Annotated in this window: 12 protein-coding genes; 2 read left to right on the top strand and 10 right to left on the bottom strand. The window is 34.2% G+C overall.

Annotated features, from left to right (window positions below):
* The first annotated feature begins 42 nt into the window (after positions 1 to 42).
* Complete coding sequence (locus ACZZZT_RS05780) at positions 43 to 1,950, top strand: ABC transporter permease (RefSeq protein ID WP_463459732.1); 1,908 nt, start codon at positions 43 to 45, stop codon at positions 1,948 to 1,950.
* 110 nt (positions 1,951 to 2,060) lie between these two features.
* On the opposite strand, the gene ACZZZT_RS05775 is transcribed toward ACZZZT_RS05780, so the two are convergent.
* From ACZZZT_RS05775 to ACZZZT_RS05760, 4 genes are read right to left on the bottom strand one after another with little or no spacing between them, the layout of a single operon-like run.
* Positions 2,061 to 2,381 carry a MazG-like protein gene (locus ACZZZT_RS05775; RefSeq protein WP_042565784.1) on the bottom strand — a complete coding sequence of 107 codons (321 nt, stop codon included), beginning with the start codon at positions 2,379 to 2,381 and terminating at the stop codon, positions 2,061 to 2,063.
* Between the two features lie 3 nt (positions 2,382 to 2,384).
* Complete coding sequence (locus tag ACZZZT_RS05770; protein WP_463459731.1) at positions 2,385 to 3,299, bottom strand: helix-turn-helix domain-containing protein; 915 nt, start codon at positions 3,297 to 3,299, stop codon at positions 2,385 to 2,387.
* Positions 3,283 to 3,621 (bottom strand): hypothetical protein, encoded by a 339-nt coding sequence (locus ACZZZT_RS05765; RefSeq protein WP_463459730.1) that lies wholly within the window; start codon positions 3,619 to 3,621, stop codon positions 3,283 to 3,285. Before ACZZZT_RS05765 ends, ACZZZT_RS05770 begins: the two co-directional genes overlap by 17 nt.
* 11 nt (positions 3,622 to 3,632) lie before the next feature.
* A complete protein-coding gene (locus tag ACZZZT_RS05760) occupies positions 3,633 to 4,439 on the bottom strand; it encodes an SDR family oxidoreductase (RefSeq protein ID WP_463459729.1) in 807 nt (268 codons plus the stop codon).
* 375 nt (positions 4,440 to 4,814) lie between these two features.
* On the opposite strand from ACZZZT_RS05760, the gene ACZZZT_RS05755 reads away from it, so the two are divergent.
* Positions 4,815 to 5,972, top strand: coding sequence for an MFS transporter (locus ACZZZT_RS05755; protein ID WP_463459728.1), 1,158 nt, complete (start codon positions 4,815 to 4,817; stop codon positions 5,970 to 5,972).
* Between the two features lie 220 nt (positions 5,973 to 6,192).
* Here ACZZZT_RS05755 and ACZZZT_RS05750 read toward each other — a convergent pair whose 3' ends face one another.
* The 6 genes from ACZZZT_RS05750 to ACZZZT_RS05725 form a co-directional block, all read right to left on the bottom strand.
* Positions 6,193 to 6,675: a hypothetical protein gene (locus ACZZZT_RS05750; RefSeq protein ID WP_463459727.1), complete on the bottom strand. Its 483-nt coding sequence runs from the start codon at positions 6,673 to 6,675 to the stop codon at positions 6,193 to 6,195.
* Positions 6,676 to 6,696: 21 nt separating this feature from the next.
* Positions 6,697 to 7,215, bottom strand: coding sequence for a hypothetical protein (locus tag ACZZZT_RS05745; RefSeq protein WP_463459726.1), 519 nt, complete (start codon positions 7,213 to 7,215; stop codon positions 6,697 to 6,699).
* A 26-nt stretch (positions 7,216 to 7,241) separates the two neighbouring features.
* Positions 7,242 to 8,465: a DUF4272 domain-containing protein gene (locus ACZZZT_RS05740; RefSeq protein ID WP_463459725.1), complete on the bottom strand. Its 1,224-nt coding sequence runs from the start codon at positions 8,463 to 8,465 to the stop codon at positions 7,242 to 7,244.
* A 400-nt stretch (positions 8,466 to 8,865) separates the two neighbouring features.
* Positions 8,866 to 10,530, bottom strand: coding sequence for a glycoside hydrolase family 2 TIM barrel-domain containing protein (locus ACZZZT_RS05735; RefSeq protein WP_463462383.1), 1,665 nt, complete (start codon positions 10,528 to 10,530; stop codon positions 8,866 to 8,868).
* Positions 10,512 to 11,147, bottom strand: coding sequence for a sugar-binding domain-containing protein (locus ACZZZT_RS05730; RefSeq protein WP_463462382.1), 636 nt, complete (start codon positions 11,145 to 11,147; stop codon positions 10,512 to 10,514). Before ACZZZT_RS05730 ends, ACZZZT_RS05735 begins: the two co-directional genes overlap by 19 nt.
* Before the next feature lie 370 nt (positions 11,148 to 11,517).
* The gene (locus tag ACZZZT_RS05725) at positions 11,518 to 14,991 is read right to left on the bottom strand and encodes a malectin domain-containing carbohydrate-binding protein (RefSeq protein WP_463459724.1); all 3,474 of its coding nucleotides are present in this window, start codon (positions 14,989 to 14,991) and stop codon (positions 11,518 to 11,520) included.
* Between the last annotated feature and the right edge of the window lie 45 nt (positions 14,992 to 15,036).

The raw sequence follows: 15,036 nt of genomic DNA, 5'->3' as shown, positions 1-15,036 counted from the left end.
AATGAAAATCCCATTGGAAAACAAATAAAATGCTTTGACAAGTTGTTTTCTGTACGGGCGGTTTATCATATTCCCGGCAATTCTTCGATTGCGCCAAATGCCATCATCAATAAAATGAAGGAACTGACAACTTCCGGACACATAAATCCGTTTATTTTAAAGTTATTATTAAAAGTAAAAGACCCGTCAAAAGTTGATCTTACAAGACAGAAACTCGAAAGAATTTACAACCACGATTTTATTACGCGACTTTCCAAAGAAGCAGGTTTTACGCCCGAAGAAATGGCTAAAAAAGTAGGTTATTTTAACGTTGTTCTTGAGCCATTGTCAAAAGCCAGATTACATTCGATTGCAGACGGATATCCTGAAACACGGGGAAATTATCAGTTTTTAATGATCATGATGGGGTTATCCGTTTTAATTCTCATTTTATCAATTGTTAATTACATCAATCTCGCAACTGCAAATGCCGTAAAGCGGGCGAAAGAAGTTGGAGTACGTAAAATTTCGGGTGCATCTAAAAGTAATATTATTGTACAATTTCTTTTTGAAACGGTTTTAACCACGAGTTTTTCTATTTTACTGGCATTAGTAATTGTAGAACTGACTTTGCCGTATTACAACAACTTTTTAAACAAAAACATTGTACTTCTTGCCAGTCAGTTTTACATACAATTGATATTGATTTTTATCATTACAATTTTGACAGCAGGATTATTTCCGGCCATTTATGTGTCCAATTTCGAAACTTTTAAAGTTCTGAAAGGAAATTTCGAAAGAAGCAAAAACGGAATCTGGCTCCGTAACGGAATGCTTATTTTTCAATTTGCAATTGCGGCCTTTTTTATAATTGGTTCTAATATCGTTTATCAGCAAATTCAATATTTGCAAAATAAAGATCTCGGTTTTAAAGGTGATCAGGTTCTTACAATTCCATTAAATATTCCGTTGGCAGAATATACATCCGAAAATGCAGAACAAACCATTTCTGCTAAATACAATACTTTAAAACAGGAATTGGGCAAAATTAAAGGTGTTGAACAAATTTCAACCGGACTTATTTGTTTTGATGGATCTGATAACTCGATTTCACCCGTTCTTTATAACAATGAACTTTTTAAAGAAAGAGGTATCGCTTTAGACTATGGTTTACTTGAAATGCTGAATGTTAAAATGAAAGAAGGCAGAAATTTCGATAGAAAATTAGCTTCGGATACGGTTAATTCGGTTATAATAAATGAAAGTGCTTTAAATTTAATGAAGCTTAAAAATCCTATTGGGAAAGAACTTCTGATACGCGATCAGAAATTAAAAATCATTGGTATTGTTAAAGACTTTAATTTACTGAGCCCGGAATTAAAAGTGCCGCCAATTGTTTTCTATCACATTAAAACCTTTAATATGGCGCACAACATCAACAGGGTTTACATAAAAGTAAAATCTGATAATCTGGAAACTACGATTAAAAGTATTGAAAAATTATGGGCAAAAGTGGATACCGAATATCCTTTTCGGTATGATTTTGTTGACAAAGAATATGCGAGAACTTACGAATCTTATATTAAGCAAAAGAACTTGTTTTCATTACTGAATATCGTCGTAATCCTAATTGCACTTTTTGGTTTATTTGCGGTTGCCTCTTATTCGATACAAAGACGAATGAAAGAAATTGCCATCAGAAAAACACTTGGCGCCGAAACAAATGTGCTGTTGAAAGAACTGTCGAAACAATATGTTTTGTACTGCATTGTTGGTTTTTTAATTGCGCTGTTTCCTGTTTATTATTTGTTGAATAAATGGCTGGAGAATTTTGCTTTTAGAATCGACATTAGCATAATTCCTTTTATTTTAGGATTTGTTGTGTTATTAATTCTAACTTTAATCATTGTGCTTTCAAGAGCTTATGCGGCAACAAAAACTGATATCTTAAAATATTTAAAATACGAATAAAAATCATCTTACTATTTATAATCTTAATTTATTAAAAACAAAAAACTCCATTATTACTAATGGAGTTTTTTGTTTTGTTTATGTAAATCGAAGAAAATCAATCAAACGTATTACTCAAATAATTCTTCTGTTTTGGTTAAAAACTCTTGAGTTGCTTCTTCAATATTAATGTTCATTCTTTCTGCCAAAACGGTAAGCCACCAAATAGACTCTCCTAATTTATGTTTCAGTTCTTCTTCTGTATTTGCTTTTGGCCATCTTCCTTGCTGCGACATTACGTGACGCCCAACTAAACCTGCATCGGTTAAAAAAGCCAATGCATCTTCTTCAACCGTCCATTCGCTACCGTGATGTGTAAGTTCCAATTCTCGGTATTTTGCTCTTATTTTTAAAGAACGTTCTTTTAATTGTTCAAAATTTATTGATGCCATAATTTAATTTTTATTGAATAATTCCTGAAACGCTACCGGACTTACATTCGTTTTTTTCTTGAATAATTTATTGAACGATTGCGGATGTTCAAACCCAAGTTTATATGCAATTTCAGAAATGGATAAAGTTCCTTTTGCAATGTATTCTTTTGCTTTTTCGATCAGTTTATCATGAATAAACTGCTGGGTATTTTGTCCAGAAACACTTCGCAATAAATCGCTCAAATATCTTGATGACAATTGCAATTCATCTGCCACAAATTGTACCGTTGGCAAACCATTTTCAAGCGGTTTTTCGGTATTAAAATAATCTTCGAGCAGGTTTTCTAGTTTCGAAAGCACATCGTTATTAACCGCTTTTCGGGTAATAAACTGTCTGTTGTAAAACCGATTGCTGTAATTAAGCAACAATTCTAATTGCGAGATAATTACATCCTGACTAAAATTGTCAATTCGCTGATCGAGTTCGTCCTGAATATTGGCAAAAACCGCCAGAATTGTTTCCTTTTCTTTCTCTGACAAATACAAAGCTTCGGCAGCAGAATACGAGAAAAAACCATACTTTTTAATATTTTCATTTAAAGTATAAGGCCGAATAAAATCAGGGTGAATATTAAGTGACATTCCGCTATAATCCGCTTCTTCTTCTTGCATCTTTAAAATTTGTCCGGGAGCAACAAACGACATTCCGCCTTCTTCAAAATCATAAAATCCATGTCCATATCGTAATTTTCCGGAGAAATTTGTCTTGAAAGATATCTTGTAAAAATCTAAAATGATTCCCTGTTCAAAATCCTTGGGGTCAAAAATCGCTTTGCCATAATCCAAAACACTAATCAGCGGATGCATTGGTTTTGGCTGTCCCATCGCTTTATGTAGTTCTGATATGGACTGGAATATTTTAGGCTGATTTTTCATTTTTAGCAATACTATTGTACAAATTTACAAAATGTTCTACTGGTGCAATATTCCAGCTTACAGAACTTTGATCGATCATATCATGTACGTCCGAATCGCTCAATTCTGTCATTAATTTATGCATTGCATTTGTGCCGTCTTCGGTGCTGTCCCAAACGAGCATATCATAAACAACACCTTTTTTTAATTCGAAAATAGTTCTCGAACAAAATCCATTTTGAAGTTTTAAAAATGCATCAATTTCTGCATTGGCCTCAATAAATTGTTGTGTTGTAAAACCATTTAGTTTAAAAGTAGTCAATTCTATCGCTTTATTTTTCATCTGTTTCGAAATTAAAAAGTAAACATTGTTTTGATATTTTGCACCTGAGTTTCGGCACCCAATTTCAAACGTTCATCGTATAAAGCGTTTGCGTCGTTTCCGGCAACATATCTCAATTGAGTTTTATTATCGGTCGCTGCTTCGTAAATAATTTGGGCAACATCTTCGGCTTTTGTATAATTGCTAATTTGCTCTTCACTATAGCCTTTACTTACTTCCTGAGTTAGTTTTTCATACGCTTCATGTTGCCCACCATCCATAGATCTTGTCGTAAAATCGGTTTGCATTCCGCCCGGTGCGACTACTTTTACCTGAATTCCGAATTGCACTAATTCAGAAGCCAAACTTTCAGAGAAACCATCAACCGCAAATTTGGTAGCGCTGTAAATAGAGCAAGTCGGAAAACCCATTAATCCAAAAGTCGACGTTATATTAATAAACGTTCCACTTTTCTTTTCACGAAAGTGAGATACAAAAGCCTTAGAAACTTTAATAACGCCCAATAAATTGGTCTCGATTTGCCGTTCGATTTGTTCTTCATTCAAAGATTCTAAAGCGCCAATTAAACCATATCCGGCATTGTTCAGCACAACATCTACCGAATATTTCTCTGTAACATTTTTGATAGTAGATTTTATTTGTTCCGAATTTGAAACATCAAGCGGAAGTAGAATTACGTTTTTTAATTGATTTAATTCGGTTTCCTTTTCAGGATTTCGCATTGTGGCAATTACCTGCCAGCCTTTGCTGTGAAATAATTTTGCTGTTGATTTTCCTAATCCTGATGAAGCTCCTGTAATAAAAATTGTCTTTTGCATTTTTAATTTGTTTTAAAATTATAATGCAAAGATCAGCCGAAGTATAAAGTTGGAATTAGCCATTTTGGAGTTTGCATTAGCTAAAATGACGAGCATAAAAAAACTCCATTATTGCTAATGGAGTTTTTGTATTACTGTATTAGAATAGATTATTGTGAATGAGACAACAATTAAATTTATTTACTTTTAATTTATGTAGCACAGATGCAAAAACAATTATTTCCTGTTGCGTTTGAATTCGTATATTCGGCCATTATTTTGAAAAAAGAAAATGATTGCAAAATTGAATGAAAAAAATCCTATCCATGGATTGTTGTTGGCTTGTTGTGGTTTGTAGCTTTATTGAATTATTTAGACAGACAAATGCTTTCTACTATGAAATCAGCGATGATGGATGACATTCCTGAATTGGCTAAAGCTGAAAATTTCGGTCTCTTAATGGCTATTTTCCTTTGGATATATGCTCTAATGAGCCCTGTTTCCGGAATTATAGCCGATAGATTTAACCGAAAAAGAATAATCATAGGAAGTCTTTTTATTTGGTCTGGGGTTACAATGGCCATGGGGTATGCCACAACTTTCAATCAAATTTATATTTTACGTGGAATTATGGGTTTTAGTGAAGCTTTTTATATTCCGGCTGCATTATCCTTAATTGCAGATTACCATCAGGAAAAAACACGCTCTTTTGCTATTGCAATTCATACCACGGGGATTTATTTAGGACAGGCGCTGGGTGGTTTTGGAGCTACTATTTCTAAGCATTTTTCCTGGCATTTCAGCTTTCACTCCGTAGGTTTACTAGGTGTACTTTATAGTTTAGTACTGCTGTTTTTTCTACAGGAAAAGAAAACTTACTTTTTTGATCCTACAAAAAAGTCATCTGTCAGTTATGAATTCAGACAAATGTTCAAAGGGTTGGGAATATTATTCGGTAATATCTCCTTTTGGGTTTTACTCTTTTATTTCTCTGCACCTAGTTTACCGGGTTGGGCGGCCAAAAACTGGTTACCCACCTTATTTACTGAAACTTTACATTTAGACATGTCTATAGCGGGACCAATTGCAACCGTAACGATTTCGATGTCTTCCTTTTTTGGCGTTTTAATTGGCGGTGCCATTTCAGATAAATGGGTGATGAAACATCTTAAAGGAAGAATTTACACCAGCGCTATTGGATTGTTTCTTACCATTCCGGCATTGTTTTTATTTGGCTACTGTTGTGACATAGAAGCTATTATTTTTGGTGCGATCCTTTTTGGAATTGGATTTGGAATATACGACACCAACAACATGCCTATTCTTTGTCAGTTTGTTGCGCCTCGTTACAGGGCTACCGGATACGGAATTATGAATTTTGTTGGTATTTCGGCCGGGGCTATTATCACCGAATTTTTAGGAAAAGCTGCTGATAATGGCGGAATGAGGCACGTTTTTGTACTTCTATTATTTGTAGTTGTTACTGCCATCGTTTTACAACTAGCTACCCTAAATCCAAAAACTATAGATATGACCGAGGAAAATGAGTTTTAAGGGTTGGTGTTATTTGTTATTTTATATTAGGAATGGTTTTACTTCACATCAAATTTTGTAACGTAATCGTAACCCAATATTCCTTTTCGCAAAGTCAAAACTATTTCATTATCATCTCTAATCGCTTCATACAATTCTTTTTTGACATCCAATCGTTCGTTGCTGTCATATTGCGTTTTGATGAAAAGTTCATAGTTTCTTACTCCTTTACTACTTTTACTTATTTTTTGTGGTTAATTATATTGGTCTGCTGCTTTTCGATTTCATTAGAAATCTTGGTGTTTATAAAGATTCCAACACTGGGAATCAACATAAAAGTACACAGACAAATGCAAAATATATTATTTGACTTTGATCCATCATTAGAATTAAGGTAGTTATTCAAAATCACAACAAACAAACCATTGAAAATCAAACTCAAAAACACAAGTTTCCAAAACAAATTATATCCGCCAATTGTGTTTTCAAAATATCTGAAAACAAATACAGATGGAATTAAACCAATAAAAAGGATGTATTGAAAATTTTTATTCAGTTCTCGTTTAGGCTGGCCTTTTTTATGAATAATTTTTAAAATTAAATCAGATAAATTATACGATAAAATGACAAAAGACGGAATAGACATAAACAAATATCCAAACTCATTAATTGTAAAGGAAAGAACAATACTGCATAAAACTATTATGATAATATTCTGTTTCATTGTTTCTTATTTAAGATGAAATTATTGCGTTACTTTCATTCGGTCAGCATAATTCATAATTGTTGTGAATTTTCTAATGACAGCTAAAACATATTCTTTAGGCTGATCAATTTCACTTAGTTCTATTTTATTTGTTTTTGAACTTTCTTTTCTATGAATTACCAGGAAAAAAGATCTTCCTCTTTTTTCTTTTACCGAATCGTATTCAACATGCTTAATATCATTCCATTTTATCAGTTCAAGAGCAGAAAATGGAAGAATTGTTTTTCTGACCCAAAAACCATCTTTCTTGATAATAAATTTTGGCTGAGTATCCAAAAGCCATAACCATGACAAAACACACAATATTGAAATCGCTAAAAAAGCAATTGTAAAAATGCCATTAGGATTAAACTTTTCCCACTGAAGAAGTTCTTTAGGCAATTTATAAATCATTAAAACTGCGATTGCCGTAAAAACTACAACCAAAAAAGACTTTACCGAGGAATCTGTCTTAACTTCTATTTCTTCTAAAATTGCAGAATTTTTGAATGTTTCCAAATTAGTTTATGTTTTTGATTTTGCTTTTAGGTATCACAACTAATAGAATCCCAATCCTGATCCATATAATTTATAAGCCAATTTAATGCATATTGTCTTTCATAAACAATTCCCGGATTTATGCCTTCGATTTGTCTGCCATTAATTCTTTCGTCAACACAAGCCCAATTGTATCTGTAATACAAATCATCGGCATCTAAAATTTCACTTTTAGATCTTGTCGAAACTATGGCATCTATAAAATCATTTGGATCTTTGTCTGGACCTACGGGATAATCCTCGGGGCTTATATTTTCGAGATTGCAAAACACATCCGGAAAATCCAGGTTCTCCACCTTTTTCAAAGCCCACATTAAAGTCCAGATTCCTTCACATTTCCAGCTTTCCTGTGCTTTTTTGTCATCTGTTGGATCTGCCAGAAACTCTTTTTCGTTTTCTGTAACAAAATCCCAAAGATTATAACTTTGTAAATAATCAATCGCTACGTCTGGATCAATACTATTAAAAGCCACTAAATTTGTCATGGCCAAAACACTTACTCTTTGTGCAATTTCTTTTGGTGTTCTTATAGTCGTTTCGGCTTCAGATTCTATACAAGGCAGATTTTTGTTGATTTTTATGCCTTTTGCTTCCAGAATTTTTTCGTTATTCTCTTTTCTGTTTTTTTGATCTTCTTCCAGTTCATTTTGATCCCCATCAAAATAAACTGAATTGATTTTGACATCTAGTTCATCAATTTCACAATTGCCTTCACCGTCAATGATCAGATTTAAATTCTTGTCTAAAAAATGCTGTCCGCTAGATTTACTGATAGCCGTATCAGGCTGAACAAATAAAACCGCATCAAGTTCGTTTGCTATATTTTCGATTGCTGTTTTTAACTCTTTTACTTCACCTTTTTCCTGAATAATCGAAAATTCGCAATTCAGGGTTTGTATTTTATGAAGAAACAAATCTTTTACTTTTTCATTTACTGTTGGCAATGAATCTACATAGCCATAAAGTCCCTTTAAATTTGCTGTTAAATCAGAATCATCGATTTCAGGAATTTGATAAGAAGGTTTAAGTCTTTCGCGATAAGCAATTTTTATTTTTTTTGAAGAACCCAGAATTCCTCCTTTTATTTCAAGATTGATGATATCAAATTCATCCTGATTGCTAATGACAGCATTACCTTTTGGGAAGCTGGACAAGATTAATTCTTTAATAGTATCAAATCCAACATTGTGTGAATAAATGGTACAAATCATTTTATTATTTCTGTTTGAAGTTAAAAATTCAGGCTTATATAATTTGTTTGCTTATGCTAATATAAATTTATTTATTACAAACCGAAAACTTAATTAACCTGAATTTTAGTAATTAATTCAAGTTGCGGGTTTAACTATTCAACAAATAAGTTGGTTGTAAAAAAATATAATCCCTACGGGATATTTCTACGGTGTGTCTTTCATTATTTCTACCAATATTTAACTCCTAACGGAGTAATAAAAAATATCTCGGAGAGATTACATATCGGTAGAAATCAATTTATTTGTGCCATTTTTTGTCCCGTAGGGACTACACCTATTAACTGGAAACTTTATTAATTATAAACATAAAAAAACTCCATTATTGTTAATGGAGTTTTATAGTATTTAAAGATTTTATTTAATCAACTTTCAATTCAAGAACAGCATCCGGAATCCCATTTCCAGTCGAAGCTTTAATTTTTATTGTTTCCCTCTTTCCAATCGACTGAATAATCGCAATACATTTTCCATTAAATAATTTACACGAACTCGCTTTAAAAGAATCCAGATTGGCCTGATAACCGTTATCAACGCCAACTAATTTTCCTCCGCCCGAAACTTCAAAATTAATTAAATCATTTGCTGTTGGAAGTGAATTCCCAACGGCATCTGTAATAGAAACCGTAATATAAACCAAATCATAACCATCATTTTTGATGACTTGTTTGTCTGCTTTTAAATCAATTTTTGCAGCATCTCCGGCAGTATGAATTTCTTTTTCTAAAACTACTTTTCCGTTTTTTCTCGAAATAGCTTTTAGAGTTCCAGGTTCAAATTTTATACGCCATGAAATATGCAAATCATCATTTTGTTTTGATTTTTTACCAAGAGATTTTCCGTTAAGGAATAATTCAACTTCATCGGCATTATTGTAGTATGCCCAAACATCAACTTCCTGATCTTTTGCCCAATTCCAATGCGGAAAAATATGCAAAACAGGTTTTATTGTCCATTCGCTTTGGTACATATAATACACATCTTTTGGGAAACCGGCCAAATCTACAATCCCGAAATAAGAACTTCTTGCCGGATACGGATAAGGATCAGGTTCTCCGATATAATCAAAGCCCGTCCAGATAAAAGTTCCCGCCATGAAATCCTGTTTCTTGATGGTTTTCCAGTTCTCTTCGTGCGTTGCGCCCCAATACGATTTGACCTGATCGAAAGCCGAAACAGTCCAATCTGCATTTCCATCAAACGGAGCGCCATGTTTTGGAGGCCACGCTTTAATTCCATCCGCAGGAAAATCATAATGGCCACGCGTTTCCAAAGCCGAAACACTTTCTGAAGCAATTATTTTTTGCCCTTTAAATCGCGTTGGAAAATCTTTATAATCTTCGTGTTTGTAATTAAAACCCAAAAGATCTAAAGCACCGGATTGATAAATAAAATTTTTCTCAATTACATTCTCCGTCAAAGCAGAAGTTACCGGACGTGTTATATCTAACGATTTTACGATTTTTGCCAATTCTTTCGTAATCGCAATTCCCGTACTATCAAATTGTTCACGGATTTCGTTACCAATACTCCACATCATAACCGATGGATGATTACGGTCTCTTTTGATAAAATCCTCTAAATCTTTTTTATGCCACGCATCCCAATCTTTATGATAATCGTTGGTTACTTTTTTCTTTTTCCAAACATCAAAAGCCTCATCCTGAACAATAAAACCCATTTCGTCGCACAATTGCATCATTTCTAACGAATGCGGATTATGTGACATTCTAATGGCATTTACGCCCATTTCTTTCATTAAAACTAACTTTCTTTTTAACGCATGAATATTTTCAACCGCACCCAAAGCTCCGTTATCATGATGCAGGCAAACGCCTAAAATTTTTGTTGGTTTTCCGTTTAATGAAAATCCTTTTTCTGCATCAAAATCAAAAAAACGAACTCCAAGCGGTGTTTCGTAATTATCAGCCAATTCCCCTTTCTCATAAATTTTAGTGATGATTTTATACAAATATGGATTTTCCGTATCCCATAGTTTTGGTTTTTTTAAAGTAAAATCCTGAATCTTTTTGAAGATGAATTTGCTGCAATTTTTCCTGTTGCTTGTACCTCGGCAACGTCATCATTATTTTTATCCAAAATGGTAGAAACCAATATAAATTCCTTTTCTCTATCCGAATCATTTTTAACCTCAACTTCTAAATGAACCAAAGCTTTTTCTTTATAAATTTCCGGCGTTGTTACAAAAGTTCCCCATTCGGCAACATGCAATTTTTCGGCGATTACCAAACGCACGTTTCTGTAAATTCCAGATCCTGTATACCATCTCGAATTAGGCTGAGCATCATTATCAACTTTTACAGCGATAATATTGGGCTGACCAAAATTTAAAAATTGAGACAAATCATAAGAAAATGAAATATAGCCGTTAGGACGAATTCCTAAAGAATGTCCGTTAATGAATACCTCGCTGTTTTTAAAAACACCATCAAATTCTACCGAAATAGTTTTGCTTTTAAAGCTTGCAGGAACGGTAAACGTTTTACGATACCAGCCTTTTCCAGCCGGTAAAAATCCTTGCGCTTGTTTTGTTTTACTGTCTTTGTCAAAAGCGCCTTCAATACTCCAATCGTGTGGTAATTGCAAAGTTCTCCAATCGGCAGTACTAAAATTTGCCTGAATTGCATCTGGATGATCTCCTAATTTGAAATTCCAGTTTTTATTGAAATCTTCGATTATTCTGGCTTTTTCCCTTGTGCAAAAGATGTCGTGGTAAGCAATATTATTGCTAAAACGATTGTTGTCTTTTGTAGAATTTTTTTATTCATAAACTTATTTTTATAATCTAATTACGTCCTATTTGTCAGACTGAGCGGAGTCGAAGTCCTCGCAAGAAGCTCTATAAAGATTGTCGACATTCTGTGCAGAGTTTCTAGTGTGATCCCTCGTTCCTCGGGATGACAATATTGTGGTTACGTTAGACGCACTGCTGCCTCTACAATCACCTTTGTCCCTTTGAACCTCTGCCTCTTTGCACCTCAAAAAAACCTCGTTATTGAAATTCAAAAGAATCAAACATCAACCCTTTCAAATCCTCACCTTCCAAAGTAATTTTATACGTTCCGGCATTAATATATCCTCCCGAAGTAGTATTCAAAACTTTCCATTTTTCTGGCGAAGGAAAAAATTCGATTGTATCGTTTCGCATTAAAATTCCGTAGGCATCTTCCATTTTAAATTTTACTTTTAATGGTGTTTCGTTTCTGTTCATGAATTTAAAACGCATTAAATAAATTCCGGCAACTCCAGGTTTTACTTCAAACTCAATGCTGTTTTTTGTTTTTTTGGTGAACTCGATATAATCGGCTTTTTTAAAATTTCCTTTTACAATATCGGTTCCGGTTGTTTTTGCATTTTCTGCTTCCAGAACCAAAGTCTGACGCGAATCGTCTTTTTCGCCCATATCATAAGTAGGAACGACAATAATAGAATTCACAATTTCTGAATTATCAAATGTAACTTTATCTCCTTTTTTTACTTTTTTCGAAAAAATACCAAATTCAATAGTACTACTATTTTTTGCCATTTCTTCTGATTTTTTATAATCAGCTAACCAGACAAATTGTGTTTTGATTGTATTGTCAATCAAAAAATAAACATCCGAATCTTCTTTAACCGTAAACGAACCTGAAACTTTTGATTTGGAAGAAAACTGCAAATAATCTGCTCCAAAAACCTCCGAAGGCAATTGGGTAAAAACAAGATCAGCATCAGAATATTGTTTGGAATTTATACCCAACCAGGACGCAACTCGATTAATCGTTTTATCATAAGAACTTAAAACAAGATTCTGAATGTTTTTTGGTGATGTATCTGCCGGTTTCTCAAATCTCTTTTTTGTACCGATTGCAATGGCAGAAATGATCGCCTGGCCAGATTTTACATTTGGAAAATTAATGCTGATTTTTCCATTTTTGCTTTTTACCAAAAAAGTTTTCTTTAAGGCTTTATGATGTCCGGCTTCTGCCCAAATATCAAAATCTTTTAGAACAACATTCTCGTTTATAGCAACATCAAACATACGCCAGCCTTTGCAATTTAAACCGCCGCCGGTTCCGTACCACGGTTCTGTAAAATACAATTCGACCAAATATTCTCCATCGGCAACAGGAAATTCGTAACTCAGTTTATCAACTCCGTATCTAAAACTTTGAAATAATTCAGGATCTTTTGTTCCCGAAATTGGATCGAAAGTAGTTCTTTGGCTCGCATAAAAATCGGGTAATTTCTCAAATTTATCTGTCCATGACAAAGATCCCCAAGTATATTGTCCGTTTTTGTGTGTATCGGTAAACCATGTATTTCCAGATGAATCTGTAAATTCAGAACCTCCACAATTTACTCTGTAAATATAATTGTATCCTTTTTTTGATTTAGTAATATCAGCCTGATCTTTATATAATGCGTTTAAATTTGGTGCTTTCGAAAGTGTGTTCAAAACCACATAATCTTTTGCAACCGCTTTTCCGTTTACATAACCCACGGCGTACAAAACATTATATTGAATATTGACATTATTAAACTGAAAATGTTGCCCAATTCCCGGGTTTTTCAATTTCCCTAATGATAATTTATTGGCATCATTAAACAATTCAACCTCATCGCAATTGGAGTAAATATCGATTCCATTTTTGATACCTGCCGAATCCCAACGACTTGGCCAGGAATGCGAAACAATATAAACCATCGGGTTTGTTTTGTTCGAAACATAATTGGCGCGGTACATATAATACGCATCCAGAGGTTCGCCCCAAACAGTAAAAAGTCCTTTGTAATTTATGGGTCCAACTTTATCAATATCACGAAATCCTTCGCCATTTTGAGAACGTCCCGGATTTTCGTGCGAAGCAAAAAGCCAGTTAAATTGTCCCGCAATTTTATCTTTTACCGATTCGGCTTCGCGGACTTTGATTTCCATTAGTTGCGAAAATCTGTTTTCGCTCAAAATTCCTTTCTGATCAAATTCTCCTTCGGTGTGTAAATCTGCCGTTCGCCATGCGCCGTATTCTCCGTTTAATAACTGAGTTGTCATTTCGAGGTGGTATTTTAGAGGATCACCGCCGTAAGTTCCAGACCAGTTTTGTACCACATTCCAGTCTGTTCCTTCACCGCCGTTGCAAGTGGTTACAATTCTTTGAGAAGCAGATAACGGATCCATTTCGCGAATTATTTTCGTGCATTCTTCTGCAAATTCCTTCGGAATTGTACTTTCATTCTGCAATCCCCACATTACGATTGATGGACTGTTTCTGCGTTCCTTAATCCATTCTCGCAATAAGGTTTTAAAATTCTCTTTAAACTCCGGAGTATCATACCAAATATGTGCCGAAAACTGACTCCAAAACAGGATTCCGTTTTCGTCTAATTCTTTTTGATAAAGTAAATTATGTGGTTGATGCGCTTCTCTAAAAGCATTAAATCCGGCTGCTTTTATCTGTTCGATTCTGGCGTGAATTTGTTCGTTTGAGAACGAATGGCTGTTTCCAATCATGTGTTCGTATTCGCAAATTCCGTTAATGAATAAAGGCTCATCATTAATATAAAAACGATTGTCTTTTCCGTCACGGCTAACTGGCCAACTTACCCAACGAATTCCGTAAGATGTTTTTACTTGGTCTATTTTCTTTCCGTTTTCGAAAATGGAAGTCACCAACTCGTATAAATAAGGGCTTGACGGAGACCACAATTTTGGATTTATAATTTCCGGAAGTGTGTGTGTTATTTCTTTTGTTTCTCCGGAAATATTTCTGATGTCACTTTTACTTATGGCAACTTTATTTCCTGCAGCATCAAAAAGTACATTTTCGATCGTTAAGTTCCGATTTGATTTTCCATAATTTTTGATTTCTGTTGTCGTATGCAAAATCGCTTTTTCTTTAGAAATTGATTTGTCATTCCAGATATGAACACCAAAAGGCTCGATACGAACCTCATCTGTAATTACTAAAGAAACTGGTCTGAAAATACCAAGCGGCTGAGAACCTTCAGAAAATCCCCATTCGCCGGAACAGCCACCGCAAACCCACGGAAGATCTGCAATGAAGGATGGATGATCTGCTTTGACCATTATTTTATTCTCCCCATCAAAAGAAACGGCGTTTGTAATATCGATTGTAAAAGTGGTTCTTCCTCCTTTATGGGAGCCGACTTTTTTCCCGTTTACCCAAACTGTAGCGTATGAACCAACTCCTTCAAAATACAAAAAAAGGCGTTTGCCTTTGTCTTTTTTATCAGCTTTAAAAGTTTTATGGTACCAGGCACTCCCGTGCAAATTGCCATGTTTCATTCGGCGGTAACCGTAATATTGATCCCAGTTATGAGGCACATTTACGTTTTGCCATTGCGAATCAATTTTGGGGTTGCTCACAAAACTTTCATCTTGCTGAACGGGATTATTTAAGATTATAGTTTCCCAAGATGAATTCAGCGAAATTTCTCTACGTAATTCCGCTGACGCATGTTTCACCTGGCTCTGGAGAGAGCAAAAAACTAAAAAAAAATAAATAAAAAA

This window comes from Flavobacterium sp. AC274, assembly GCF_979258275.1.
The sequence above is the reverse complement of the archived record's forward strand: the minus strand, read 5'-3'. Positions and strand labels throughout refer to the sequence as shown.